Annotated in this window: 52 protein-coding genes; 51 read left to right on the top strand and 1 reads right to left on the bottom strand. The window is 43.8% G+C overall.

Features of this window, described 5'->3' with window-relative positions:
* Window positions 1–208 precede the first annotated feature (208 nt).
* The 35 genes from FKV70_RS26950 to FKV70_RS19025 all read left to right on the top strand — a co-directional run bounded on the left by FKV70_RS26950 (window position 209) and on the right by FKV70_RS19025 (window position 13,384).
* Window positions 209–334, top strand: a complete 126-nt coding sequence (locus tag FKV70_RS26950) for a hypothetical protein (protein ID WP_280115093.1) — start codon at window positions 209–211, stop codon at window positions 332–334.
* A complete protein-coding gene (locus FKV70_RS26945; RefSeq protein WP_267238285.1) occupies window positions 331–456 on the top strand; it encodes a hypothetical protein in 126 nt (41 codons plus the stop codon). The genes FKV70_RS26950 and FKV70_RS26945 overlap by 4 nt, the downstream gene beginning before the upstream one ends.
* Window positions 449–679, top strand: a complete 231-nt coding sequence (locus FKV70_RS19170) for a hypothetical protein (protein WP_142613868.1) — start codon at window positions 449–451, stop codon at window positions 677–679. Before FKV70_RS26945 ends, FKV70_RS19170 begins: the two co-directional genes overlap by 8 nt.
* Window positions 663–887, top strand: coding sequence for a hypothetical protein (locus tag FKV70_RS19165; protein WP_142613867.1), 225 nt, complete (start codon window positions 663–665; stop codon window positions 885–887). Before FKV70_RS19170 ends, FKV70_RS19165 begins: the two co-directional genes overlap by 17 nt.
* Window positions 888–962: 75 nt before the next feature.
* Window positions 963–1,181: a hypothetical protein gene (locus FKV70_RS19160; protein ID WP_142613866.1), complete on the top strand. Its 219-nt coding sequence runs from the start codon at window positions 963–965 to the stop codon at window positions 1,179–1,181.
* A complete protein-coding gene (locus FKV70_RS19155) occupies window positions 1,165–1,416 on the top strand; it encodes a hypothetical protein (protein WP_142613865.1) in 252 nt (83 codons plus the stop codon). The genes FKV70_RS19160 and FKV70_RS19155 overlap by 17 nt, the downstream gene beginning before the upstream one ends.
* Window positions 1,391–2,032, top strand: coding sequence for an ERF family protein (locus FKV70_RS19150; RefSeq protein WP_142613864.1), 642 nt, complete (start codon window positions 1,391–1,393; stop codon window positions 2,030–2,032). Before FKV70_RS19155 ends, FKV70_RS19150 begins: the two co-directional genes overlap by 26 nt.
* Entirely contained in the window at window positions 2,033–2,416 is a 384-nt protein-coding gene (locus FKV70_RS19145; protein WP_142613863.1) for a single-stranded DNA-binding protein, read from the top strand.
* Between the two features lie 82 nt (window positions 2,417–2,498).
* Window positions 2,499–2,909: an HNH endonuclease gene (locus FKV70_RS19140; RefSeq protein WP_142613862.1), complete on the top strand. Its 411-nt coding sequence runs from the start codon at window positions 2,499–2,501 to the stop codon at window positions 2,907–2,909.
* A 26-nt stretch (window positions 2,910–2,935) separates the two neighbouring features.
* Window positions 2,936–3,262 carry a hypothetical protein gene (locus FKV70_RS19135; RefSeq protein WP_142613861.1) on the top strand — a complete coding sequence of 109 codons (327 nt, stop codon included), beginning with the start codon at window positions 2,936–2,938 and terminating at the stop codon, window positions 3,260–3,262.
* Between the two features lie 93 nt (window positions 3,263–3,355).
* A complete protein-coding gene (locus tag FKV70_RS26940) occupies window positions 3,356–3,478 on the top strand; it encodes a hypothetical protein (protein WP_280115092.1) in 123 nt (40 codons plus the stop codon).
* 55 nt (window positions 3,479–3,533) lie between these two features.
* Window positions 3,534–3,815, top strand: coding sequence for a hypothetical protein (locus FKV70_RS19130; protein ID WP_142613860.1), 282 nt, complete (start codon window positions 3,534–3,536; stop codon window positions 3,813–3,815).
* On the top strand, window positions 3,799–3,978 hold the full coding sequence (locus tag FKV70_RS19125; RefSeq protein WP_142613859.1) for a hypothetical protein: 180 nt from the start codon (window positions 3,799–3,801) through the stop codon (window positions 3,976–3,978). The genes FKV70_RS19130 and FKV70_RS19125 overlap by 17 nt, the downstream gene beginning before the upstream one ends.
* Window positions 3,979–4,052: 74 nt before the next feature.
* Complete coding sequence (locus tag FKV70_RS19120; protein ID WP_142613858.1) at window positions 4,053–4,478, top strand: BC1872 family protein; 426 nt, start codon at window positions 4,053–4,055, stop codon at window positions 4,476–4,478.
* A gap of 60 nt (window positions 4,479–4,538) precedes the next feature.
* Complete coding sequence (locus FKV70_RS19115; protein ID WP_142613857.1) at window positions 4,539–4,721, top strand: hypothetical protein; 183 nt, start codon at window positions 4,539–4,541, stop codon at window positions 4,719–4,721.
* Window positions 4,714–4,863 carry a hypothetical protein gene (locus FKV70_RS25955; RefSeq protein ID WP_162305683.1) on the top strand — a complete coding sequence of 50 codons (150 nt, stop codon included), beginning with the start codon at window positions 4,714–4,716 and terminating at the stop codon, window positions 4,861–4,863. Before FKV70_RS19115 ends, FKV70_RS25955 begins: the two co-directional genes overlap by 8 nt.
* A gap of 5 nt (window positions 4,864–4,868) precedes the next feature.
* Window positions 4,869–5,069, top strand: coding sequence for a hypothetical protein (locus FKV70_RS19110; RefSeq protein ID WP_068938620.1), 201 nt, complete (start codon window positions 4,869–4,871; stop codon window positions 5,067–5,069).
* 54 nt (window positions 5,070–5,123) lie between these two features.
* On the top strand, window positions 5,124–5,513 hold the full coding sequence (locus FKV70_RS19105; RefSeq protein ID WP_142613856.1) for a hypothetical protein: 390 nt from the start codon (window positions 5,124–5,126) through the stop codon (window positions 5,511–5,513).
* Window positions 5,514–5,810 (top strand): hypothetical protein, encoded by a 297-nt coding sequence (locus FKV70_RS19100; protein WP_142613855.1) that lies wholly within the window; start codon window positions 5,514–5,516, stop codon window positions 5,808–5,810.
* A 205-nt stretch (window positions 5,811–6,015) separates the two neighbouring features.
* Window positions 6,016–6,255 carry a DUF3310 domain-containing protein gene (locus FKV70_RS19095; protein ID WP_142613854.1) on the top strand — a complete coding sequence of 80 codons (240 nt, stop codon included), beginning with the start codon at window positions 6,016–6,018 and terminating at the stop codon, window positions 6,253–6,255.
* Window positions 6,245–6,412, top strand: coding sequence for a hypothetical protein (locus tag FKV70_RS25950; RefSeq protein ID WP_162305682.1), 168 nt, complete (start codon window positions 6,245–6,247; stop codon window positions 6,410–6,412). The genes FKV70_RS19095 and FKV70_RS25950 overlap by 11 nt, the downstream gene beginning before the upstream one ends.
* A gap of 37 nt (window positions 6,413–6,449) precedes the next feature.
* The gene (locus FKV70_RS19090; RefSeq protein ID WP_142613853.1) at window positions 6,450–7,238 is read left to right on the top strand and encodes a phage replisome organizer N-terminal domain-containing protein; all 789 of its coding nucleotides are present in this window, start codon (window positions 6,450–6,452) and stop codon (window positions 7,236–7,238) included.
* A complete protein-coding gene (locus tag FKV70_RS19085; protein WP_142613852.1) occupies window positions 7,239–7,607 on the top strand; it encodes a replicative helicase loader/inhibitor in 369 nt (122 codons plus the stop codon). It begins immediately after the preceding gene.
* The gene (gene dnaB / locus FKV70_RS19080) at window positions 7,604–8,893 is read left to right on the top strand and encodes a replicative DNA helicase (RefSeq protein ID WP_142613851.1); all 1,290 of its coding nucleotides are present in this window, start codon (window positions 7,604–7,606) and stop codon (window positions 8,891–8,893) included. Before FKV70_RS19085 ends, dnaB begins: the two co-directional genes overlap by 4 nt.
* A gap of 19 nt (window positions 8,894–8,912) precedes the next feature.
* A complete protein-coding gene (locus FKV70_RS19075; RefSeq protein ID WP_142613850.1) occupies window positions 8,913–9,290 on the top strand; it encodes a BC1872 family protein in 378 nt (125 codons plus the stop codon).
* Between the two features lie 5 nt (window positions 9,291–9,295).
* Entirely contained in the window at window positions 9,296–9,580 is a 285-nt protein-coding gene (locus FKV70_RS19070; protein WP_142613849.1) for a hypothetical protein, read from the top strand.
* Window positions 9,573–9,869 carry a hypothetical protein gene (locus tag FKV70_RS19065; RefSeq protein ID WP_142613848.1) on the top strand — a complete coding sequence of 99 codons (297 nt, stop codon included), beginning with the start codon at window positions 9,573–9,575 and terminating at the stop codon, window positions 9,867–9,869. The genes FKV70_RS19070 and FKV70_RS19065 overlap by 8 nt, the downstream gene beginning before the upstream one ends.
* A complete protein-coding gene (locus tag FKV70_RS19060; RefSeq protein WP_142613847.1) occupies window positions 9,862–10,206 on the top strand; it encodes a hypothetical protein in 345 nt (114 codons plus the stop codon). The genes FKV70_RS19065 and FKV70_RS19060 overlap by 8 nt, the downstream gene beginning before the upstream one ends.
* Window positions 10,199–10,633 (top strand): YopX family protein, encoded by a 435-nt coding sequence (locus FKV70_RS19055; protein WP_142613846.1) that lies wholly within the window; start codon window positions 10,199–10,201, stop codon window positions 10,631–10,633. Before FKV70_RS19060 ends, FKV70_RS19055 begins: the two co-directional genes overlap by 8 nt.
* 103 nt (window positions 10,634–10,736) lie before the next feature.
* The gene (locus FKV70_RS19050; RefSeq protein WP_142613845.1) at window positions 10,737–11,000 is read left to right on the top strand and encodes a hypothetical protein; all 264 of its coding nucleotides are present in this window, start codon (window positions 10,737–10,739) and stop codon (window positions 10,998–11,000) included.
* Window positions 10,997–11,404, top strand: coding sequence for a RusA family crossover junction endodeoxyribonuclease (locus FKV70_RS19045; RefSeq protein ID WP_142613844.1), 408 nt, complete (start codon window positions 10,997–10,999; stop codon window positions 11,402–11,404). The genes FKV70_RS19050 and FKV70_RS19045 overlap by 4 nt, the downstream gene beginning before the upstream one ends.
* Window positions 11,401–11,595: a hypothetical protein gene (locus tag FKV70_RS19040; protein ID WP_142613843.1), complete on the top strand. Its 195-nt coding sequence runs from the start codon at window positions 11,401–11,403 to the stop codon at window positions 11,593–11,595. The genes FKV70_RS19045 and FKV70_RS19040 overlap by 4 nt, the downstream gene beginning before the upstream one ends.
* A 191-nt stretch (window positions 11,596–11,786) precedes the next feature.
* Window positions 11,787–12,665, top strand: a complete 879-nt coding sequence (locus FKV70_RS19035) for a kinetochore Spc7 family protein (protein WP_142613842.1) — start codon at window positions 11,787–11,789, stop codon at window positions 12,663–12,665.
* Window positions 12,666–12,695: 30 nt separating this feature from the next.
* Window positions 12,696–12,956: a hypothetical protein gene (locus FKV70_RS19030; RefSeq protein WP_142613841.1), complete on the top strand. Its 261-nt coding sequence runs from the start codon at window positions 12,696–12,698 to the stop codon at window positions 12,954–12,956.
* On the top strand, window positions 12,956–13,384 hold the full coding sequence (locus FKV70_RS19025; protein WP_142613840.1) for an RNA polymerase sigma factor sigma-70 region 4 domain-containing protein: 429 nt from the start codon (window positions 12,956–12,958) through the stop codon (window positions 13,382–13,384). The genes FKV70_RS19030 and FKV70_RS19025 overlap by 1 nt, the downstream gene beginning before the upstream one ends.
* Window positions 13,385–13,850: 466 nt before the next feature.
* On the opposite strand, the gene FKV70_RS19020 is transcribed toward FKV70_RS19025, so the two are convergent.
* Window positions 13,851–14,042, bottom strand: a complete 192-nt coding sequence (locus FKV70_RS19020) for a hypothetical protein (RefSeq protein WP_142613839.1) — start codon at window positions 14,040–14,042, stop codon at window positions 13,851–13,853.
* Window positions 14,043–14,553: 511 nt separating this feature from the next.
* On the opposite strand from FKV70_RS19020, the gene FKV70_RS19015 reads away from it, so the two are divergent.
* From FKV70_RS19015 to FKV70_RS18950, 16 genes are all read left to right on the top strand, one after another.
* Window positions 14,554–15,006: an HNH endonuclease signature motif containing protein gene (locus FKV70_RS19015; protein WP_142613838.1), complete on the top strand. Its 453-nt coding sequence runs from the start codon at window positions 14,554–14,556 to the stop codon at window positions 15,004–15,006.
* Between the two features lie 66 nt (window positions 15,007–15,072).
* A complete protein-coding gene (locus tag FKV70_RS19010; protein ID WP_142613837.1) occupies window positions 15,073–15,237 on the top strand; it encodes a carboxypeptidase in 165 nt (54 codons plus the stop codon).
* 246 nt (window positions 15,238–15,483) lie between these two features.
* Window positions 15,484–15,756 carry a hypothetical protein gene (locus FKV70_RS19005; protein WP_142613836.1) on the top strand — a complete coding sequence of 91 codons (273 nt, stop codon included), beginning with the start codon at window positions 15,484–15,486 and terminating at the stop codon, window positions 15,754–15,756.
* A gap of 15 nt (window positions 15,757–15,771) precedes the next feature.
* Entirely contained in the window at window positions 15,772–16,167 is a 396-nt protein-coding gene (locus tag FKV70_RS19000; protein ID WP_142613835.1) for a terminase small subunit, read from the top strand.
* Window positions 16,164–17,624, top strand: a complete 1,461-nt coding sequence (locus tag FKV70_RS18995; protein WP_142613834.1) for a phage terminase large subunit — start codon at window positions 16,164–16,166, stop codon at window positions 17,622–17,624. The genes FKV70_RS19000 and FKV70_RS18995 overlap by 4 nt, the downstream gene beginning before the upstream one ends.
* A gap of 9 nt (window positions 17,625–17,633) precedes the next feature.
* Window positions 17,634–17,879: a hypothetical protein gene (locus tag FKV70_RS18990; protein WP_142613833.1), complete on the top strand. Its 246-nt coding sequence runs from the start codon at window positions 17,634–17,636 to the stop codon at window positions 17,877–17,879.
* 44 nt (window positions 17,880–17,923) lie between these two features.
* A complete protein-coding gene (locus FKV70_RS18985; RefSeq protein WP_142613832.1) occupies window positions 17,924–20,035 on the top strand; it encodes a portal protein in 2,112 nt (703 codons plus the stop codon).
* On the top strand, window positions 20,035–20,193 hold the full coding sequence (locus FKV70_RS25945; protein WP_162305681.1) for a hypothetical protein: 159 nt from the start codon (window positions 20,035–20,037) through the stop codon (window positions 20,191–20,193). The genes FKV70_RS18985 and FKV70_RS25945 overlap by 1 nt, the downstream gene beginning before the upstream one ends.
* 105 nt (window positions 20,194–20,298) lie before the next feature.
* Window positions 20,299–21,255, top strand: a complete 957-nt coding sequence (locus FKV70_RS18980; protein ID WP_142613831.1) for a hypothetical protein — start codon at window positions 20,299–20,301, stop codon at window positions 21,253–21,255.
* A gap of 11 nt (window positions 21,256–21,266) precedes the next feature.
* Window positions 21,267–21,680 carry a hypothetical protein gene (locus tag FKV70_RS18975; RefSeq protein ID WP_142613830.1) on the top strand — a complete coding sequence of 138 codons (414 nt, stop codon included), beginning with the start codon at window positions 21,267–21,269 and terminating at the stop codon, window positions 21,678–21,680.
* Between the two features lie 15 nt (window positions 21,681–21,695).
* Window positions 21,696–22,658: a Mu-like prophage major head subunit gpT family protein gene (locus FKV70_RS18970; protein ID WP_142613829.1), complete on the top strand. Its 963-nt coding sequence runs from the start codon at window positions 21,696–21,698 to the stop codon at window positions 22,656–22,658.
* Between the two features lie 12 nt (window positions 22,659–22,670).
* Complete coding sequence (locus tag FKV70_RS18965) at window positions 22,671–23,000, top strand: hypothetical protein (protein ID WP_142613828.1); 330 nt, start codon at window positions 22,671–22,673, stop codon at window positions 22,998–23,000.
* Window positions 22,997–23,185 carry a hypothetical protein gene (locus FKV70_RS18960; RefSeq protein ID WP_134902467.1) on the top strand — a complete coding sequence of 63 codons (189 nt, stop codon included), beginning with the start codon at window positions 22,997–22,999 and terminating at the stop codon, window positions 23,183–23,185. Before FKV70_RS18965 ends, FKV70_RS18960 begins: the two co-directional genes overlap by 4 nt.
* A 35-nt stretch (window positions 23,186–23,220) precedes the next feature.
* Window positions 23,221–23,373 carry a hypothetical protein gene (locus FKV70_RS25940; RefSeq protein ID WP_162305680.1) on the top strand — a complete coding sequence of 51 codons (153 nt, stop codon included), beginning with the start codon at window positions 23,221–23,223 and terminating at the stop codon, window positions 23,371–23,373.
* Window positions 23,324–23,587 carry a spike base protein, RCAP_Rcc01079 family gene (locus FKV70_RS18955; RefSeq protein WP_162305679.1) on the top strand — a complete coding sequence of 88 codons (264 nt, stop codon included), beginning with the start codon at window positions 23,324–23,326 and terminating at the stop codon, window positions 23,585–23,587. The genes FKV70_RS25940 and FKV70_RS18955 overlap by 50 nt, the downstream gene beginning before the upstream one ends.
* 13 nt (window positions 23,588–23,600) lie before the next feature.
* On the top strand, window positions 23,601–24,212 hold the full coding sequence (locus FKV70_RS18950) for a phage adaptor protein (RefSeq protein ID WP_142613826.1): 612 nt from the start codon (window positions 23,601–23,603) through the stop codon (window positions 24,210–24,212).
* Window position 24,213: the final 1 nt, after the last annotated feature.

The following is a 24,213-nucleotide window of genomic DNA, read 5'->3' as shown; positions in this document are numbered from 1 at the left end:
ATCCCTTATGTGCACGACCTATGTTGAACATAGCCCGACAGCTGGTGTCATTTCAAATGACCTCAGGCCTTAATACCATCATTTGAAATGAGGGTATCCCCAACTTACGGATACCTTAACGACCCTGAAATTCATGTTCGTGAATAACAACATATTGACGGATATGTAAGAACAACCACAACCCATTGTACATCTAGGAGGGCAAGACATGAAAGTAAATTTAATCCAAGGCGAATTGTCGCTCCAGTTACGAAAATCCATCCTACAGGATTGGGGAAACAACAAAATAGCGGATTACCTTAAAAAAGATGCACCCAAGGTGGTGAACAAGTGAAGCAGACAGAGCAGAAAGGACCTGAGTTCCAGAAATCCTTACGTGAAGCGATGAAGGAATTTGCTAAGGATAAGCAACTTACTGAATCTAAAAAACAGAAGGGAAGTGCCAAGCATGGCTAAACATCCAAAGGAGATTGAAAACCGAGTAGTTACCCCGTTCCCGTTTAAACGTCCTGAATCAACAAACGCAGTGATTTGCAAATGCGGCTGTGGTTGTGAGATTAACACGAGCATAGACAGTTACATCATTGTAGACGGTGACTTGTTTCTTGATGATGGGTGCGTGACGAACTGGGTTTTGAAAGAGGCAGGAGGGCGGCGAGTATATGGCGGTGCTTGCTAACATGACCAGAACTGAGTACATCGCTTATCTGCGGGATCAGGCTTTCTGGCTTAGTCAACTAGCAGATGAAATGGAGAATGGCAGACAGGATAGTCAATGGGCAGTAGATTTCGATTTGAAACGACCTGACGTGATTTACGAGAAGCGCGCATTTGAATTGGACAAGATGTTTCACCCAGAGGACCGGGAGGGCAAACGCACAGCATGAGGTTTCGCAACGTAGACGATATTTTAAAGCATTACGGTTGGGGAGGTGAGGTCAAACTTGTGGAGGTGAAGAAGGATGACGGATCGCAGGGTGTTTCTGGAGCTAGCAAAGATCGCAAAACAACGCGGAACGCTGACAAAAACGTTGCTGAGGGTGTACCTGAAAAACATGGTGATAGCTTATAAAAAAGAAAAAGCTGCCGATGCAACGGCAGCACAGATCAAGGACACTTCAAAAGTAAGTATTGTGATTATACCACAACGAAAGGTCGAATGGTATGAAAAAATCGGATGAACGGACCTACTATGTGTTACAGCACAAAGAAGGATACTTCATCGACATAGCAGGGAATATGAGCACTGACTTTATGCGTGTCACACGTTGGCACAATATCGAAGAAATAAACGACTATCTCTATAAAAGCAAACACTATGCACCAACGGACCCAGAGAATTACCATGCTCGAAAAGTAAAAGCCACCTATGAATTGGAGGATGATACAGATGAACATCTATCAAAAATTGATTGAGGTGCGGAAAGAGGTTCCTTATATACAGAAGGCAGATAAGGGATCGCAGTATCAATATACAGGTTCAAGCCGTGTTCTTGCGTCACTTAAGACAAAAATGGACGAGTTGGGTTTACTGCTGGTGCCATCAATCACTAAACCGACACTTCATGAATCGCCTATCGAATATAAGGACGACAAGGGCAATGTAACCAAACGTACAACAACGTACTTTACAGAGCTTGAAATGACTATGACATGGATCAACGCAGATGACCCCAAAGAACAAATATCAGTCCCCTGGTACGGTCAGGGAGTTGATATAGCAGGTGAGAAGGGTGTCGGCAAAGCTCTGACATATGCGGAAAAATATTTCATGCTCAAATTTTTCAACATCGCTACAGATAAAGACGATCCAGATTCATTCCAGCAAACTCATGGATTGGTCAATATGATCACTTCTAAACAAGTCGGTGAAGCAAAAAAGATGTGGCTTGAACTTGGATTTAGTGCAGATGCCATTAATCAGCAGACATTGAAACTCTACAAAAAGCAGCTAACACAGCTTACAGAAGATCTAGCAGACGATTTCATTACTAAATTGCAGGCTATGAAAGCCGAAAAGGAGACAGCTTAAATGTTGAACTTATCCGTACTGATTGGACGACTAACACGCGATCCTGAATTGAAATATACACCAAGTGGAATTGCAAACACTACGTTCACTCTTGCCGTTGATAACCCTTATTCCAAAGACAAGGATGCTGATTTTATTCCCATTGTAGTATGGCGCCAGCAAGCGGAAGCTTGTGCTAACTATCTACGCAAAGGACGACTGTGTGCAGTTGAAGGTCGGATTGCTACCCGTAACTATGAAAAGGATGGACGCAAGGTCTATGTAACGGAAATTATCGCTAATAATGTGCGCTTCCTAGAAAGACCTGAGAACGGCGGGCAACAACTTGAACGACAAGACCCGGACTATTCACGAGGAGTGAGCGATGATGATCTCCCATTCTAAATACGATCGCGATAAAGACCCCTTTTACGACGATGGCGGACCATTACCCGAACCCATTGACGGACCATTTTAGGAGGTAGCTATGGCACTTGCGAAAAGAAAGAAACCTATACCTGAACATCGTAAAAATATCCTAGCTCACCATAATCGTAAAGAGCGACCTAAGAAGAAACGTTATATCGATCCAGAAGCCATTAGCAAAGATAAGGTACGTACTGCTGTGTCTGAACGTGACGCATCTGTAGGCGATCATAATTGTTGCCTGTTGTGCGGCAAGCCGGGTCCGGGCTTACACCTTCATCGCATCATATATGGCGGCATGGGCGGCGGTGGAGGCCAGTATGTGGTAGACAACTGTGTACTGGTGTGTCATGCCTGCCATGAACTAATCCACAGCAATAAGCGAGTATGGCAACCCATACTACTAGACCATATCAAGGTAATGAAAAATGCACCTGATATGTCTCCAATATATCAAGCAAGGAATCTATAGCCCCCAAGGGCAGAGAGGACAAACACATGGATAATGTGATTTTAACCAAAGCACAGGCTCAAGTTATAGAAAGATTACTCAAAAGAGGATGCACTCGTGAGGAACTTGTACATGACCATATTTTATCAGGTAAATATATCGAGGAAGATAAAGCATTAAGAGACATGTCGCCGGACAAACTTATTCGCGCTTTATACATCGGCTATGAAATTGAACTGACGGTAGAACAAAAATTGTTGCAACAGTACGAAATGCACATTTCCTCTGACGACAGAAAGTATCGTGGCATAGCAATAGGCATAAGAATGGCGGCTGAAATAGTGGGCATAAAAGTGCCTGGCATGTACGCATAGCCCCATAGGGGATAAGAAGGAGGGAACAGCCCTCCATAAGGGGGATACACCCCCTACTACCTATACCAAACAAATTAAAAGGAGCGAATGAACATGTTTACAGAAACGAATGATCGGAAGTTATTGCGCGAGATCGGATACGAAGAAAGCCTGCTTGCTACCATGACGGACCAGGATTGCGAGGCAGAGGTACAGGAACTGCCGTACAACGCCTAAACAGGGGCCTTCGGGCCTCTTACCCTATACCCCTATATATAAGGAGCGATAAGCGATGAAATGGGAAAATTATAGAGTTATATGCACAGTATCTGCAAATCAATTGGTTATCGCTAAGGTGAAGAAAACAGGCGGTTTTCCGTCAATTGCCGATAAAAGTCCCGATAAAACGAATGAGATCGTCGGAGCCGTGTACCAACATATACGCGGTGAATACAAGAAACAAAAAGCCACAGACCCCGATACGACGAGTGTGTCACTTTCCTTTGCTGATGGAAAGATTGTTTATTACCCAGATCCAGGGAAAGGAAGCGATCTAAATGACCGGACTGTTTGATTTGGTGGTTTGCTCTGACTGTGGTGAAAAACACTTCAGAAGTGAGCTGAGACTAATAACACGCTATGACGGATATGACAAAGCTGGAGAAGCGGTATGGGTCGAGGATTATCAAGGATGCCGAATATGCGGAAGTGAAAATATGATGGATTCCAAAGTGTAAAGTTAACTCAATATTTAGGTGGGAGAGGCATAACAGCCTCTTACCCTATCCAATTAAATTAAAAGGAGATATACATGTCACTGACAAGAGAACAAGTGCTGGCGATGGAACTGGGAGTGGATTTAGATGCGATGGTAGCCGAATTCGTTTTTGGATGGACTCGTATAACCGGACCAACACATGATTACCACGGTCCTGTGGAGCATGGAGATGTGCTGATACCTTCAAACACCAGTACGGACGAGGCATTACGAATGATGCCACCAAAAGGGACCATCCCCTTTACGTACTTCGTAAATCGCCATTGTTGGTCGAAGAGTATATCAGCAGCATGGGTAGTAGAAGAAAAGATTAAGAAGATGCGGTTACACGTTGAATATTGCCGGGCATTAAAACAGGTTGTAGTAAGCACGGGTGAATATGTTGGGTTATTTGACTACATCCACGCCACGCCTGAACAACGTTGCAAGTCTGCTCTATTGGCTGTACTAGATTTATAAATTCGGGATGAGGCATAACAGCCTCTTACCCTATACCCCTATAAGGAGCGATAAGAAGTCATGAATGAACAATATTTCAAAGCTGAAAAAGGCAATAAAGTGGTAGCGGTCTTTAAACACCACGATCCAGATGTGCTGGCTGTACAGAAGCTTTATTTTACCCGGGAAGGTTGTGCGGTTAAACGGATTGATCGGCCCGAATATGATTCTATTGCATCCCAAGGAGGCGGTAAAGGTGAGTGAACGACAGAACCTGTATGAAATACAAAAACAGTGTCTGCACCCAAAAGATATGACTGAACAAAAATACTTATATATCAACGATTCAGCCATTCTTGATTATGAGTATTGCGGTAAATGTGGCAAGAAATTAGGGGAGGAATAACAGTCATGAGTCCCAGCGCAGTCAAGGAAGGTCAGACATACCACAACGGTAAGGGCGAAAAACGAACGGTAATCTTGATCGGCAATCGTGTTGGTAAAGACGGTGAGTTGTATTACAAGAAAGAACACGTTCGCGGCTGGTATCTTATGACCCTAGTAGGCTTTGCAAGATGGGCAAAAGGTGAGGTATCAGCATTAGGGGAGTAACCACCAAAACAATACGCTCCTGCAATCTGACGGAGCGTTGGAAGGATGATAGATATGTCAGTGGATATGATAGACGAGAAATTAGATTTTGCTCTTGCTGGTTTGTTGGGCTGGGTGAATGTGTGGGATGGTGTGAGGCTTATATGGGTTGATGGAGCCACAAAAGAGTTTCGACGCAAGGTTACGGATTGGCACCCTTCATCCGATCCTGCCGCCTCTCTGGAGGTACAGGCAGTAGCTATCAAAGCAAATGACCGACAGTATGCCATTAACTTAGCGAAGCGCCTTGAATGGGATGGGGACGATTTGGAATATAGCGATAACGATGTGTTTTCCTACACCGGAGTAACAGTTTTTATGCTCTCCAGCCCACGCCAGAGGGCAGAGGCTGCTTATATGACATTAATCAGTAAGGACCTACACCCACTAAGGGAGGATATATAGATGCCAGTTTTCACTTATGGATACTTAGAAAACAATATATGCCCAAACAGTGAACTTTATGGATATTTACACGAAGTCAACGAACAGATCGAGCGTAAATTAATAATCGAATGTGAAACGATAAAGAGAGGTTTGTGGAAGAAACCAGAGACCATCTACAACCTATACGCTGATATGGGTTATGGAGAATACCAGGAGATTGCCTGCGCCAGCGGGAATGAACGAGTGACTATGGCTTACTTACTAGGTATGTTATCCGGAATGCGTTTGGGGAGAAACAACAATGACTATAGCTGATTGGATGATGACTCACCCTTGGATGGCATTTTGGATGTGGATCTTCTTCTGTGTATGTACAACCTATTGGGGGAAAAGTCGATGATAAGAGCCTATACCTCTATATTATGCGCATTACTGTTATATGTGGGGATTGTGCAAGTAGATAGGTATATGTTGATTGAGCAGATAGAGCCGAACACTTTGAGCATAGGGAGAGTTGCCCATGAGTGACGCTATACGCCCGTCTCACTACGATGTAGGAGTTGAGGGAGAAGTAGAGTGCCTTGCTGCTATAAAGACCGCTACGAAGGGACTAAGTGGCTTAGAAGCTTATACCACTGGTGCATGTATAAAATACTTGTGGCGATGGAAGCGAAAGAATGGAGTAGAGGACCTGCGAAAGACGGTTGAATACATTGAACGGCTCATACAAGACTTGGAGGAAAACGAAAATGGCAACTAACAACGATTACACACTACTACAAATTGACCTCGCCCACGCGATTGAGAAACGGGACGAGGCTGAAAAATACAACAATTACGGAGATGTCATGCACTACGAATGGCAGATAGACCGCATTAAGCAAAAGATGGATCGTCTGGAGCGGAGAGGGGCTTAGTCCTCAGACATAATCAAGCAGGACAGGTGGTGTAAATGTGGCTAACGTTACATGGTTTAAAGTGCTTACTGATATTTTTTCGGACGACAAAATAAAGATCATCCAATCAATGCCGGAGGGTGATTCCCTTTTAGTGATGTGGTTCAAAATACTGTCTCAAGCCGGGAAAACAAATGATGGTGGATACATTTATCTGAAACGTAATATGCCATACACAGCTGGTATGTTATCTACTCTATTTAATAAACCCCAGCAGATGGTTGAATTGGCACTACGAACATTTTCAGAGTTTGAAATGATAGATATTGATGAAAAGGGATATATCTTCGTAACCAACTGGGAGAAGCATCAGGCTATTGAGAAAATGGACAAGATTAGGGAACAAACGAGATTAAGAGTCCAGAAGCATAGGGAGAATAAACGAATTGAGTTACAAGGTAGTACAAAAGGCGTTACGTGTAACGTTACCGTAACGGACGGAAACGAAACAGAAGTAGATATAGAAGTAGATAAAGATATTACTACTACTACTGATGAAAATGATTATTCAAAAATTGATAAAGCATATCGACAAATTCACCATAATCATGGACTGACAGCAAAAGAATGGCCTGTTGTATCTGGTCTATTAAAAGATGGAATTCCTGTTGACACTATTATTTCTGTAATGAAAGAGAAGTACCAGAAAAAAACGCTTGAAGGTGGGGAAGTAAATTCTTTCTCCTTTTATACCCAAGCAATAAAAGAAAGACACCAAGGTATAGGTATGAGAAAGAAGCATGGTCGTATGTCTATCTTTGATGAATTAGAAAGGGAGCTGGGGTAGATGGAAAAAAGGGAAGCTATTGATATCGTAAAGAAAACAGCAGCGTATTTCCCAAGTTGGAAGATTGATAAGTCGGTCGTAGATATTTGGGTGGATAAACTCCAACAATATGACTTCGAAACTGTAATGGCCAACTTGAGCGACTATCTAAGCTTGGGAAAAGACTTTGCTCCTGGCATACCTACTCTAATAAAAGCGAACGAGAGAATTGAAGCTAATAAAGAAATCGAGAGAACGCGTGAGATGATCCGCAGGCAGGATGAAGAACGCAAAGATATACCGAAAGATCCGCCGTGGGTCAGGGAAGGTATAACCAGACAGGCTTGGATGCAAAGGTTGCTGGCAGAGAAACGGGCTGAGGCTCAATGAGTTACTTCAGCTTAGAGGCAGAACAATCTGTACTTGGCTCCATCCTGTTAGCTCCAGATTTGATATACGAGAGTCTATTAATGCCAGATGCATTTTATCACGAGGGACATAGGGTCATATTTGAAAACATGCTCTCATTACGGGAAGAAAATAAAAAGATAGACGTTGTATCTATAACTTCACGTATGGGACAAGCCTTGCAGGATGTTGGTGGCATGAGCTATTTGGTTGACCTGAGCAAGTCAGTTCCATCCATTTCGGACTTCTCTTCACATGAACGTATTGTGAAGGAAAAGTATTTAATGCGAACCGGATTGATTGCTGTCAAAGAAGTGTATAGCGGTGGTCATGAAGACCCTGTAGAGTTTGCGGCAGAGCTAATGAGCATTGCTGAAAAAATCGGTGACCAGTCACGGGATAGAGAAGGCTTCTCACATATCAAAGACGGACTCATGAACCACTTTGAACTTTTGAATGACAAGAAGTACAACGGACAAGCATTAGGAGTCAGTACAGTTGGCACAGAGTTGGACAGGATAACGGGCAAATGGCAGAAGCAGACGCTCAATATAGTGGCTGCAAGACCTTCTATGGGTAAAACAGCCTTCCTCCTAAACAACGCCGTTAGAAACGGTAAGGAGGGCCTTACAGTCGCTATATTTAGCCTAGAACAGCCTGAGATGCAATTGTATGACCGGATGATAGCCGCAGAGTGCTACATAGACGGTGAGCGCATCCGAACCGGACAATTGCGAGACGACGAATGGGAGACATACACGCTTGGATTATCAGTTCTGACAGAAATGAATGTGTTTATAGATGATCGGCCAGGACTGAGTGTTCAAGAAATACGTGCAGCGGTCAGAAAGCTGAAAAAGAGGCATCCTGATTTGATTGTATATATCGACTATCTGCAACTCATTAAAGGCGGGAAAAAGTTCAGTAATCGTAATGATGAGGTGGGTTACATCAGTTCCAGCCTTAAACAGATGGCGCGTGAAAATGATTGTCCGGTCATATCGCTGGCTCAGCTCAGCCGTGGAGTGGAGCAGCGTCAGGATAAACGGCCGATGATGAGTGACTTGCGCGAGTCTGGAAACATCGAACAGGACGCGGACACCATATCCTTTTTGTACCGGGACGACTATTACAACCGAGATACTGAGAAAAAAAACATTATCGAAATCATTGTCGCCAAGAACCGTGAGGGATCTGTAGGAACTGCGGAAATGATGAATCTGAAGCAATACGGTAAATTCAAGGATTTTGACTATAGACTCCAATAAGAAGGGAAGAAGATACCCTATGACCAGGGATGAAGTAATAGCTAAATGGAATAGTATGCAACCACAAGAGCGAGATATATGGGTTGCTACGGCTGTAATGGGATATAAGGCGGATCGAATCAGACCGGGGATGATCATTAACGGTAAGGGCTATTCAATGTCACCAGCAATGTACAGTATCGACATTTCCGCAGCATGGGAAGTAATAGACAAATTGAGCAAGACGCATTTTACAGAGGTAGCTATGACTCAATTGGATGACGGCTCATGGGGATGGATGGCTAGGTTTATTTTGGCAGAAGGTGAACCTTATTGGGTGAAAGGGTATAGGATGACGGCTACAACTGTACAAGAAGCCATCTGTTTAGCAGCTCTAATAGCTCAAGGAGAGGAATAAGGGATATGAACATAAACGATCATGTAGAAGTCATATTGACAAAAACCGGAATAGAAATGCTTGAAAATCATTATCAGGAGGCGTACTCTCATTTGCCCATCAGCATAAGAATGCCGCTAGATACGCACTTCAAAGCATCGAAACAAGAGCCAATACAGTTTCAATTATGGGAACTAATGCAGATATATGGACCCCATATCTTTTTGGGAATGCGCGAATCGCCTTTTGTTGGCAATGAAATTCACATCGTTGAAAAAGTGACGTTTGATGGAGGTCTAAACCATGGATAAGAAGAAACGACTTGATCGTCACTGGAAGTATTTTGTCCGTAAAGAAGGTGAAGTAAAAGAGCTATCTCGCAAGAGTAAAAAGGCGGTCAAACAAGAGTTTGAAGAACTCAGGAGAGAGTTTGAGGAATCAGAAGAAGGAAGGCTCTATGACTTACCAGATTGCTCATATTGCGAAGGGAGCGCAACTCAATTTTTTCATGAGTGTGAAGAATGCGAAGGCACAGGTAAAACAGGCTGGATATACAAAGACGGGCAACGTGTCCCGGGAAAGCAGGTTAACCATGGATAAGAAGATACAAGAGATACGTACAGCACTGGAAGCAGCTACACCGGGTAAATGGTTTGTTATGCACGGTTCAGATGTTGCAGTAGAAGAACCAGCAGGCTCAGGTGAAATCAATATCGTATTGTGGGCTAACCGACATAAAGACGCTGAATTCTTAGCGAACGCTCCTGAATATATCACCTACCTCCTACAACAGATAGAGATTAAGGATAAAGCACTGGAGTTTTATGCTAACCGAGAGAATTGGAGGCAAAAAGGACCATTCAGAGTAGCTGAAATGGATTACGATAACGGCAAATGCGCCCGTGCAGCTTTGAAAGGAGAGGATACAAATGAGTAGACCCATCAAATTTAGAGCGTGGGACAACGTTAAGGAAAAAATGCTTTATGTTGGTGAAGAAACAGATGTTTGTTTTGGCTTCGATAGTGCTGGAATTGTTGCGACTGATATTACGGAAGATGAAGAGGAATTCAAGAATCTATATCACTTAAAATACATGCAATATACCGGACTAAAAGACCGTAACGGTAAAGAGATATATGAGGGAGATATATTGGCTTTCAGGAACAAAAATATGAGAAATGACGAGATTCTTGGATATATGAAGTATGACGAATCTCGAGCTTGCTGGACATGTACAAAGACATTGGATGATGAGGTATATGGTATGCCGTACTTTGAAGAATGTGATAACGGAATTCATGAAAATGATTATGTGGAAGTCATCGGCAACATCTATGAAACCCCACTGGAGGATACCCCATGAATCCAATAGACGACTATGACCTAATGGACAAAGACTGGGACGAATTCATACGTAAAGGAATGGCAGAGTTAGAGTGGGAGAAAGCACAGGAGGATGAGGCAGCATGATGAAAAAGCATTATCGTACAGGTGGATCTATCCGGGAGCAGGCACAGCCAGTAAAAAGCCAGAAGCAGCCACAGACCGCGGATAAGCTCATAGCAAGCCTGTATGAACCACTTTCACCTGAGATAAGCAAATATATTAGCCAGCAAGCAAAGGCAGGCGTACGGCGCTCAGAGATCGCTAAAAATATTGGTATATCAAAAGCGAGAGTGGTACATGAGTTAGACAGGATAAACAGAGGAAACCAGGGAGGCGTAGCATGATAACGTTTGAAGTAGATATTACGCCAATGGGTGCAGTTCGTATGACGCAACGGAGCAAGTGGAAAAACCCGTCAGCACAAAATTACCTCACCTACAAAACTAAGATTGGTTACTTGGCGAGAAAGAAGTTTGATAATCCATTATCGGGACCTGTAGGAACAGAGATCGGATTCTATTATCCGGTACCGCAAAGCTGGAGCAAGAAGAAAAGAGATGAGGCGCTGAAAGGGAAAATATTCCCTATAGTCAAGCCTGATATTGATAATTGTGTCAAAGGAATTTTTGATGCTCTAAATAAAATAGCTTGGAAAGATGATAACCGAGTTGTTGTCCTTAATACACGTAAGTATTTTTCCGAAAGACCACGAATCGTTATCAAAGTATGGGAGGTAGAAGCAGCATGATAGCATGTTGGATCAACCACAAAGAGGGATATACCCTTATGGACGATTCTGGAACCCGTATAGGTGTGTTACTTGTGATGGATGACCGAATACTAGGCAGAAAGTTAAAAGGTCTCTACGAGCCTGCTACGTGGTTTAAAACGGATGGTCATAGATTCATAGGCAAACCACCGGATAAGGTAGGAGCCTAAACATGGACTTAATAGCGGCATTATTGATATACGCAATTGTGATGGTCGCCATTCGAAAATATTTGAGATAGTCAAGTCACAACCACATACGAAATGTTGTGTAATAGTGCGAAATATGTACTATAACGGCACTATATATGGTATAATCATAGTATAGAGATGAAAATAATCGGATTGAGGTGTGTAGTAGCATGACAGACCAAATTATTGAAGCAGAAGAACAACAGCCTACTGAATATGTGTTGGATAGTGTCAATACGGTGGGAGTAAACGTAGAAAGCTTTTTTACCAATGAAGGGGCATATAAAGCTATTCGCTTAGCAATTGAGGCTAAAGTGGAGACTATGACTAATGGGTACAAAGAACGGATTAATGAGCTTCAAAAGGAATACGAAGAGCAAATTGCAAAGCTTATTGCCGAGAATAACGAAATGTCGGACAAGCTGGCTCAAGCTAAAACGGAATTGAGCAATGCTAAGCTGGAGATTGAGGACATTACGACGAAACGGGATGCAGCTGCGTCTGAGTTGGCTACTGCTAAAGCGGAGGTTGAACGTCTGCGCACTGAAATTGCTATCGGAGTAAAAGCGGCAACGCGGGTTGTTAACACGAATCTAGAAACCAATCTCGTGGCAGAAATGGAGAAATTCAAGCAATCTCGTCCAGCAATTTATGATGTACAACCGTTGGATAATCGTGGAGCCAACTTCAAAGCGAAATTGGCTGAAACTGATGAAGAAATCACCTTTAACTACTTGGAAAAAGGTAAGTATCGGGAGGTAACGGCCCAAGAGGCCGAGCAGTTTCGAAGAGCAGCCGAAGAACAAAAACGTGCTAATGAGGATCTGGCACAACCTGGGGAGAGTGTGGACACGGCAGGAACAGTAGTAGAATTGCCGTCACAGTTTCAAACAGACGAAGAGACACCGGACACAACCGACGGAGTGGCTCAAGGGGACGCTGGTCAGCAAATGGCAGGAGCGGCAGTTACGCGGGAAGAGTTTGAAGAACTTAAAAGACGTGTAGTGATCGTGGAAAAACTGGTGAAAAGACCCGAGGAGGTAGCCTAACGGCTGCCTTTTCCTAAAAGAAGGGTAACCATGCTTAAACGTGATAAAAGCGTGATGCAGCATTACAGATATCGCAATCCTGGGATAGATCACCCATACGCGGTGATGATTGATTTAAAGGACGAAGAGGCTACAGGTTCATTGTTGGTGTACTTCGACTTCGACAGACGAGGTTGGAGTATCGGACGTTGGACAAAGCCGTCATTCCACTTACACGAAGAATACAAACTGCATGAAGGGTACAGAGAAGTAGCTTTTGTGCCATTAGTAGAGTTGAAGGAGGGAATGTGATGGAACACAACCAAGTGACAAGGTTGTTGAAGAACTACCGTTCATATCGGTATGCAGTACAAAACTGTGGGAAAGATGACGATGCAATTAGGCTGCCGCTGGTTATATCAGAGCGAAAAAAGAATCCAGATTCATGGGATAGGGCAAGATACAACCGCATTGTCAACATGATTGATGGAGCTGTAAACTACGTTTTGAACGATGATCAGCGTTCTGTAATTATGCGTAAGTATCTAGACCGTAATCCTATGACAATAGGAGAGATTTCAAATGTCATACACAAGGATCGAACAACAGTAGGCAGATGGCACACTCAAGCAATCAGACGGTTGTCCATTGCGTTAGATCCATTGACGGAGGATGAAGAGGAAATCAACAATCTTGATCACATGTTTGATCCGAATTGGCGTCACGTAGAACCAGCATAAATGCCGCATTTTTGCACACAAATGCATCAAACAAAATGCTAAGATAGTAGTATAGGAAATATGCGATGGGCAACGGTAGCTAAATGCGCAGTCGCTGTCCACGCTGTTTCTTCATAATATCTGGTTACGACTGAAACTGAGCGAGTCTCAGAAAGTAGGTCACACCGTGCCTGTCGGGGCCGTATACCGACATCTGTAATGGAACTCAGGTCGACCATTCAGATTATAAGGGATCTGGCGATGTGGTGGCGGAATATAGACGCTATTGGTCATCTTTAGAGAGGATGTTAGATGAATGAGGCTAGGGCAGCCCAGTAAATATGTCCAGTGGCGCAATAACCAAAAGGCCAAAAACCTCTCATGCAAGGGTGAAAGTCCCTTGTCCACATCAAAAATGATATCTGTACAGAGAGGGTAACGGGTAACCGTTGCTCTTTTTGTTTGCAGATAGTAAAAAAATAACCCATCACTTGGACGGGTCATTAAGTGTATTTATAATTTGATCGACTTTTTCTCTAATGTCGGGGTGATTGGCTGCATATTCCGTAAATGCTTCTTGTAATAGTGTGCGTTGATCCTTTTCGGTCACGAATGACCAGGTACGCAACAGGGTAGCGAATTCTTCCGGGAATCGGAAAGACAAAGCTGCATTTGCCAAGGTGATTACCTCCTATTCTTGATAGCTTGAGTCAAAGCAACCAACGATAAAACTAAGCCAGCTAACGAGATGACAAGAGTAACAGTTTCCATGCTGGTGCCTCCTTTATTTCTGATTTTTTTTGTAAATTATAATTTACAACGAAGTATACAGAGGGTAAGATAAGCATAAGATTAATATGGTGTAAGGAAGGGGATTTCTCCCCAACCTTGTGCAAGTCATTAGCCTTCTTACGTCGCACCGTAAGGGGCTTTTTACTTTAGCCGCCGGTTATTGTTCTTGGATGTTTGGAAGTTTACCCAAGCAGTTGCAAGATTAACCAGTGCGGTGAGTAAAATGATAATTAGCGTCACCATAATCTTAGTTTCTCCTTTCCGGAGTGCTTACCGCACCCTCTGAATATATAATAACACGAATATGTATTGCTGTCAATACGTTTAGTGAAGTCGCAGGAAAAATTTATCTGTGGCTTTTTTGTGTTTTTACCGAAGGTCATCGAGGGGTGAGGATTATGAGGAAAAAAAGGCTTGATTTTCGGATTGATGAAAATGGTTGTTTCGTCATTACTTCACACCGAATTAATGGCGAGGGGTATGGCTTCCTGTATTATGAAGGCAGAGAACAAGGAGCTCATAGAGTTGTGTATAAAGAATGCTTTGGGGAGATCCCCGAAGGGCTTGTAGTGAGGCATAAATGTGATAATAGAAGCTGTATAAATCCTGAACATTTGGAGTTAGGCACCCATACAGAAAACATGCAAGACGCTGTTTGTAGGGAAAGAAACGCTTACGGGGAAAGGAATGGTAGAGCAAAGATAAACGAAGAAACGGCGAGACGAATAAAGATCATGTTACGTGACGGAATTAAATCCAGGGAAATCAGAGATTCATTGGGTGTTAGTGTGAAAATAGTCAGAGCGATAAGAGAAAATCGAACATGGAAACATGTTGATATATCCGCTTGAGTATTAGAATCACCTAGCGAAGCGGCAGCCGTATAGAGGGTTTTCCTATAAGGAGGGATATAAACATTGGACACATGCAAAGTGATACAAGTGATTGAAACAACGTTAACCCGTAGAGGTGATGGTAAAAACAGTCCAGTAAGAGTCATCACTCAATATTGGTCAATGGATGGACAGTTATTGTGGGAAAAAGATCCTTATGAGCTTTGTGAGTCAGTAAGTGAAGATTAAGCATCCCGTAATCTAAACCCGAAACACCGAGGGGTGACGGTAAAGTAAGGTACATGGGAGAAAGTAGGCAACATGATTCTATTACTATGTATAGGCATCTGTTACATCGCAGTAAGCTTTATGTTTGATCTAAGGGAGTTCCCATGGTACATGAGGATAGCCATTAGGATAGGCTGGTTACCGGGCTGTATTGCGCTGATGATGGCGCTACAGTGTTACAGTTGGTTTGGAGAGAGGAGGTAGACGATGTTTAACCCAAAGGTGTGGCATGAAGACGACAAGATAATGCACACGATGGACCCGCTATATGAGTTGCCGTTTCTCCACAATACTGTTTACTTGGACATTGGAAAGATACTTAAACTTGAGCATCACGGAAATACGGTTTATGTAAAAGGTGAACAAGAAAACATGATTATGGTTGATGTAGGGTATAAATCCATGAAAGGATTGCGGGAATACTCACACGAGATTCCTACATGGATGAAAGAAGACTTTAACCGATTCTTGAAGGAGTAGAAAGGAGGTAGACACATGGCAGACTTGAGTCCAAAACAATTGGTATTTGTTCAAGAATATTTGCGTCATAACAATATCACTGCGGCGGCTAAAGCTGCTGGATATTCTGAAAAATCAGCACATGTACAAGGCAGTAGGATGTTAAAAAACGATAAAGTTAAACAATATCTTAACAAAAATGAACAGAACCTTAACAGGGATTTGCGAGAAATGTTCGTAGCTGATGCTGTTAAGGCTTACGAAGTCATGAAAGAGATTATGAATGACCCAGCGGCACAACACAAAGATAGGCTGTCTGCCGCTAAGGATTTGTTAGACCGCGCAGGATACAAAGCAACTGATAAGATAGTTGCAGATGTTAACAGTGAAGGCACCGTAACGGTGGTATTTGATGCAGGTATGTCGCCATGACAACGCTCAGGATACCTTATAAGCCTCAACCAAGACAGCAGAAGTATCACCAAGCCACTGGGGTAGATGAACTGCTATATGGTGGTGCAGCAGGTGGAGGTAAGTCAGAAGCTACAATATGGGATGCGCTCAAGTATGCATTGGAGTATCCGGGTAGCAGACAAATTATCTTTAGACGTACATTCCCTGACTTGCAGCGGTCAATTATCATGCGTACATTACAGGTTTATCCCAAAGAGCTATGTAAGTACAACCAAGCAAAACATGAATGGATATTCCTTAATGGCTCAATTGTTGAGCTTGCTCACTGGGACAATGATAGTGACTTTATGAAATACCAAGGTGCTGAGTACGATCAGATACGTTGGGAAGAGTTAACGCAGTTTGAGGAACGATGGTACACATACATGCTTTCACGTCTACGGGGTAGTAAACCATATCCGCGCAGTGTGAAGAGCACAACCAACCCAGGGGGCATAGGTCACTCGTGGGTTAAACGTCGTTTCATTGATATTGGTGTACCTGAGCAAATACATGATGTGCCGGAGCTTGACGACAACGGTAATCCACTACATTGGCCGGAGGGAATGGCGAACGCTGGAGAGCCTATAATTCGTAAGCGAATATTCATTCCGGCGAATGTATTTGATAACAAAGCGTTAGTTGATAATGACCCCGGATATGTAGCGCGGCTGATGTCGTTGCCTGACAATGAGCGGAAACAGTTGCTTGAGGGTGACTGGGACACATTCGCAGGGCAATACTTTGGTGAGTTCAGCCGCGCTATACACGTTGTAGAGCCGTTTGACATACCTACCCATTGGAAGAAGTTTAGAGCGATGGATGAAGGCTACAACGACCCATTTGTGTGTCTATGGATAGCACTAGATCCAAAGGGTACGGCATACCTTTACCGCGAGTTTGTAAAGAGTAAGCTGCTGACTAGTGAACAGGTGGAAATGGTGAGGCTGAACAGCCCTATTACAGAGCATTATGAATACTCGGTAGCTGATACATCCTTTTGGAATAAATCCAAGATGGAGGATGTGACGCCAGCCGAGATATTTGCGCGTTTCCAAGTACCGTTAATCCAAGCTAAAAAGGAACGCATTAACGGTTGGAAGCGGGTTAGGGAATGGCTACATGTAAAGGATGTACTGGATCATGTGACTGGCAAGATGTACAAGGACGCTAACCTAAAGATATTTAACACTTGTCTTCATGCGATTGAGTCTATACCGGCTATGGTACACGATGACAGACATGTGGAAGATGCCGCAGCCCATCCACTTGACCACGTACCCGATGCATTGCGTTACTGGTGCATGAGTAGACCACAGAATGATGTACAGGAGAAACCGTGGTCAGCAGTACCAGACGGAAGTTATAAGGTGAGATTTGATGAAGATGATGACGATGAACATAACCCATTCGGCGGTAATGAAACATTCTGGTGAGGTGAAACGATGACAGACATACAGTTTATAGCTGGTGTATTTACAGTTGGCCTATGTGCTGCTGGTGTGCTTGTATACCGCATCACAAGGGTACAACAAGACACGATAAGAGACTTGACCAATAAGCTAATGGCTAAGGACTACGGGGAATATAAAGCGTATCAGCAGCCTGTAAACGAGGAAACAGCAAAGCCAAAACGCAAACGAATGAGCTATTGGGATGATGGAGACGAAACAGAAGAAGAGGTGCAGTGAGTCGCGATAAGCGGCTTTTTATTTTGCTTGAAAGGGGTGATTGAATGGCATCGGTGTTAGAGAAAGCCAAAGATAAATTTGCTGGTATATTCGGCACAGACGAAAGTAAAAAGCAATCAAATGAGCCGATTAACACGCCGCAACAGCAGAAGTTAGTTGCCATGGTGCAACGTGACTTTGAAGAGTTTAAATCCACTAGGCAAAGCATTGAAAAGCATTGGCGACAGGAACAACAGTTTTACATGGGTGATCACTGGAAAGGCTTGCGTCCTGAGTCTGCTTTAAGACCAAACAGCAAGGATAACATTATAGGCTCACAAGTAGAGTCCATTGTAGGCAAGTTAACAGGTTGGTCGCCGTATCCTGATTTTGAAGCTCAAGAAGAAGGCGATGAACAGAAAGCGGCTGACCTGAATGATTATATGCCTTATGAACTACGACAGATTAAATTCCAACAGAAGTACATCCGTGCTGTACGCCGTATGGTCATTCATGGTCCGCTGATATTTAAAACGGTATACGACCCAACTGTTGAGGGTGGACGTGGCATGAATCGGTGGACAGGTCAGAATGACATTATACCTGTTGACCTGGGCACGTTCTTTCCAGATCCACGGGTCAAGGACTTCATCAACCTACAGGACATGGGCGCCATTATCGTCAAGTCTCGTAAGACACTGGAGTATTTCAAAGAGCGTTGGCAAGGACAAGGCAAAAAGGTTACTTCTGACGATGATACAGACGACATTGAAATCTTCAATCATGAGTCAACGAATAGCGAGGGATTTAACCGGGATTATGGCGCATCATACGGTACTGGCATAGAGAAATCTAGCACTGCTGGTTTGATTGAGTATTGGTATCGCGGACTGCCTAAGATGATCAGCAGTGACGATAAGGAGATATTCAACGAACAAGCAGAAACAAAACTGATGGATGGTAAAGACCCATCTGAATCACTGGCTAAGGCAAATGGTGATATGGAGGGTATACACTGCATTTATATAAGCGCAGATGGTGTGTTCTTGGAGCATAAAGCCTATGTGTATGACCACGGTAAATACCCCTTCACAGCTCGTACACTATACCCAGATGAACGTAATGTATGGGGCAAAGGATTTGTCAGGGATATGATCAGTCCTCAAATCATGCTGAACAAATTCGCTGAGATAGCTGTAGAGACAATGGCCAAACAAGGGAATGGCGGCATGATGTACGAAGAAGGCGCTATTACCTCAAAACAGGTCAACACGTGGAAAGAGATGCGTTCACAACCTGGGGCAATGCTTCCTGTGGCAACTGGTGGTATTGCTAGGGTTAAGGAATTGGAAGGAATAAACGTTCCATCCACTGTCTTTAACATGCTGGAATACTACAAGGAAATGCTTCAGAAGTTGCCGGGACAGTTTGACAGCGCGAACGGTCAAGCCAGTAGCAACGTAACCAGTGGTGAGCAAGCTAAGTCACTTATGGCAGCAGCAAGTACAAGGCTGAACACGGTCACTGACACGATAGAGGAAGCCTTGCAAGATGTGTTTGAGCAGTACATTGAGTTGATGGCGCAGTTCTACACCACAGAGCGTGTGGCGCGTGTTACGGGGCGTTCAGTCAGCGTTAGTAGGGATTCTCTTGTATCTCAAGTGCCTTCGCAGTATGACACAGGGAACACAGCTATTGATCCGATGACAAACGAAGAAGTACCGGACATTCGGGATGTCACAGAGGAATATGTCCCTACCTTCGACATATTGGTCAATATAAGCTCAGATAAGCCGCATGACCGTGAATACTGGATACAGATGGCATTCAATATGCTTCAGATGCAGGACCCGGTTACACAGTTACCAATGATTGACGGTGAGGCAGTCCGCTACACCATCCAAAATGGACGTATGGAGCCTATGGACGTTATCAAACGTAGGGTTCAGGAGGAATCAGGCTTACAACAACAAATCCAGCAGATGCAAGAACAGTTTGGTCAGTTGCAACAGCAGAACCAGCAAATGCAGCAACAGCTTGGTGAGTTGACCAGCCAGAAGCAGATGCAGGAGCAGCAAGACAGGGAGTTCAACCAGCAGGTGCAGCAACAGAAACTGGACATTGAAGCCAGCAAAGTAGCTGGTGGATTGATGAATCAGATAGGCGGTGGCGTGTAATGGAAGAAATGTTACGAGAAATAAAGAAGTTTGAGGGAAAAACAATACTTAAAACGGAAATGCAAAGTTGGACAACTATTATTATCACATTTACAGACGGAGAAGTGATGAAGATTGAATGGGAAGATGGAGCACTATTAGTAAACGGAATTTATTAAAATCAAACGAATAAAATGCAGGCCGTTCCCAGTCGTGGGGCGGCCTTTTATATTGCTTATCTCTGCTGCCAGCCATAGCAGCTTATCCGATAGGAGGAAGTACCGATGGAAGATGAAGTATTCGAACAACCCACCAGCCATAGTGAGGACGTTCAACCTAATGAAACACCAGATACAACGGACGTCGATATCAACGCAGCTTTGAGGGAATTCGGCATCATCAAGGATGAACCAATGGGCGAAGAAACAGACGAACCGGAGCAAGACGAAGAACTTGAGTCAGAGGATGAACCGCCAGCCATAGCGGATAAACCCGAGAAACTCAAAGTAAAAGTTAACAAAGAAGAGATCGAGGTCGACGATGACCAAATCCCTGAGCTAGTACAGAAGGGTTTCGGTCTGGACAAGGAGCGCAAACGTAGAACTGAAGCTGAACAAGCCTTGCAGCGAGCAGCCAAACTCGCCGGGTATGAAACAGCGGACGAATACCTTGCTAACTTGGACAAAATCGAGCAGCAAGCAATACAAAAAAAACAGGATGATTTTGATTTACTTAAACAGCAATTGCGTGAGGATGCCGAAAACGCTGGGATTGACCCTGATTACCTTGATCGGTACTTGGATGCTCACCCTTTGTTACAGCAAGCTCGTGAAGTAGTTGAGCGTGAATCCAAGGCACAAGAGACACGTAAGCAGGCAGAACAGCAGGAACAGCTACTCAAAGGCTGGGAAGAGTTGTTTAATCAGCATCCTGAGTTGGTGGAAAATGCACCACCAGAAGGAGAAAAACCAGACTGGCTGACTGCGGAAATGGACGCACTCATTGAGCAGGGTTACAAGCCTATTCACGCGTTCGAACTTACCAACCGGGATAAGATCATTGCCGATGAAAGAAAACGCACTGAGCAAGCTGTAATCAAGCAACAACGCCTGAATAAGCGTGCTCAGGTGGAAAAACAAGCAGCATTAGAAACAGAACCAGAAGTGCCAAAAGAGTTGGCGGACGGTTTCGCATTATTTGGGTTAAACCCGGCAGCAGCCAAAAAATACGTTAAAAAGTGAGGTAAAAACATATGGGATTCAGATGGGTTTTTAATGATTATGGAGCGCCTGAAAGTCGTATTGCTCATATTCTTGCAACAAATAGCGAGGCGTTTGCAAGAGGTGAGGCGGTCTCTCTTGTAAATGGTAGATGGAGCAAAACAGCAAACGGAGCAGCTATCGGAGGGTTTGCTAATCAAACTATTACTGCTGGCACTGACAAAAAACTAGAAGTAACTTTGGCGCGTGAAGGAGATAACTTCGAAGCTTCTTATACGGGTACACCAGATGCAGCTTTCTTGGTAGGCGCCAATACAGTGGATGTATCTGCCGATGGTCTGTCCGTATTGTCGTCGGATGTAACTGGTGGCGCGCTGGTTGTAATGGATATCAACACAAATAAAGCTACTTGCCGGGTTAAAGTAAAAAACCGTCAACTTTCATAAGGGGGATAAACAGATATGGTACAAAGTATTTTGCAATGGGATAGTAAGGTATTGGAGCCGATTTTCCGCGAACTGTACAGCCAAGAAGTAAAAGGGATGAAAGATTATATCCCTGATATGTTTGATGTACAAGCATCTACAAAAGAAACAGAAAGTATTGAAATGATCGGTGGAGAAGGCTTGATGGAAGAATGGTCTCACTCCAACAAACGAGTATTCTACTCTGACGTGAATGAACTATGGCAAAAATATTTCACTCACTCAAAATATTCTGATGGTCGTGAGATTGACCGTGACCTCGTTGATTTTGTAAAACTGACAGCTATTAAAGACCGTATTCGTTCTTTGGCCGGATCTGTTTACTACACTCGTCAAAACATGGCTGCACAGTGGTTTGTAAATGGAGATAAAACAACAAATGCAATTGACTTCCGTGGTCGCACATATAACGCTGCTCTGCCAGATGGAAAAGCTTTGTTTGCGACAGATCATCCTTTGGCACCTGGAGACACAGGACCAGGGCAATCTAACAAGGGTACTGATGCTCTAACGATTGATTCATTCGACGACACTGTAGTAGCTATGCAGGAATGGACTAATGATCGTGGAAACTTGTTGCCTATCATGCCTGACACACTGATCGTTGCACCTTATAACAAACGTGCGGCATTACAAATTGCAGGGATTAGCGGTAAGGGCGAAGGATACGAACCAGGTTCTGCAGATCATAACATTAACATCTATGAAGGTGACATCAAGGTAATCGTTAACCCATTCTTTAGTAAAGGTAATCGTAAAGCATGGGTCGCAGCAGACAGCCGCCGCATGAAACGAGCAATGAAGTGGTTCAACCACCGTTTGCCAGAAGAAGGAACCATGGAAGATTTTGATACAGAAATTAAAAAGTTTAAGGTTATCATGAGCTGTGTCCATGGTTGCATTGACTGGACTTGGGGTTATGGTCACTTCCCAGTATAAGGAGGGTTTAAATTGTCTAAAACACATTTTGACGCGATTGAGACTAATAGCCTGACAGTAGCTGGACAACCTGTAGGCGGTTCGAATGTTATTGCAGCAACAGTAACGTTTGATCCTCCTTCCTTGGCTACGATGACCGGAGCGGTGTCAAGCGCAATTACTGTAACTGGTGCTGTCCTCGGCAGACGTGTAGAGGTATTCCCTCCATACGATCTGCAAGGTGTACAGGTGCAGGCTTATGTATCTGCTGCTAATGCCATTAAATTTTCCTTGTTCAACCCAACTGGTGCCACTATTGACTTGGCATCCGGTAGTTGGAAAGTAAAGGTGGTGGCACCGTGAGCCGTAAAGGGGATGTTGAATGGACAGTAACCAATCCTAAAGCTGGTGGCGCAAAGCATGAATACGTTGCGAAGCTTAAGGTTTTGGAGGACTTTAACGACGCCCAAAAAGACATGGTTACCAACTTTAACAGCATGCGTGATTTTTTGTTTAACAATGGATTGATGGAGAAGAAGGGGAGCTAAAAGCTCCCTTTTTTTATGTATAGGAGGTACTTGTGATGTCGTACAGGATGGAGATTGACGCATTAAATGCGCTTGTTAAGGAGCAGCAGCGGACAAATGAGCTGCTTGAAATCATAGTTAAACAAAGAGGTGAAGAGCATGAGGATGTCAAGCCGACTAGACCCACTACCCGTAAAACAGGCAAGTGATTATGTAGCTGTCACACCAAGCGATACGGCCGACTTGCCTGATGGTAAGTGTGTAGGTATTTACTGCGGTGTAGGCGGCGATGTGGCTGTCGTAAGCCCATCAGGTAATGCCGTAACAATTAAGGCTGTACCAGCAGGCGTACCGTTATTTTTACCTGCTAAGAGGATCAAAGCGACTGGGACGACAGCAACCAATATTTTAGCGCTGTACTAAGAGAGGTGTCACTATGCGCGTACAGGATGTAGTAGAGGAAATAGTCGAGAAGCTGCCGGAGAACAAAACCCCAGTCGTGTCAATCTTGCGGAAGCTGACCAATGTAAGAGATATGTTATTGCGTACACCAACCGCAGCACAGCAGCAATCAGAGGTAATTGAGGAAGCCATTGACACCGTTGTGGGCGAGGGCTTATATGATCTGCCATGCCCACCGGGAAACGTCACAGACGTCGATATACGGCGAGCTATTTATGACAATAGCGAAGGTCATGATGATAGCCGGGACTGGCACAGGATACCGCTCAGGCAGTTTAATGAGCGTATGAAACATACCTATTACTACTTCGTTGCTGGTCAGATTGGTATTTTTCCACCGCCTAAGTATGCGAAGGCCTACGGCATCAAGATTTTTTACACACCCGTGTATCCAGAAATCACAGTAAACGATATGCAATCCACGACAGGTTTCGATCCTGATTGGGATATGCTGCTGGTGTACGGTGTGCTCAGAGACATTATGCCTGAAAATAACAACTTTGATGTGCGTTATCAGCAGTTGCTTGCGGATTACCGCACAGCTACGAGTGGATATGAGCGGTATGTAATAGAGGAGAGGTGGTAAC

This window comes from Paenibacillus ottowii, assembly GCF_006874425.1.
GTDB lineage: Bacteria > Bacillota > Bacilli > Paenibacillales > Paenibacillaceae > Paenibacillus > Paenibacillus ottowii.
Note: the sequence above shows the minus strand (reverse complement) of the source record. Positions and strands in the feature narration are given on the sequence as shown.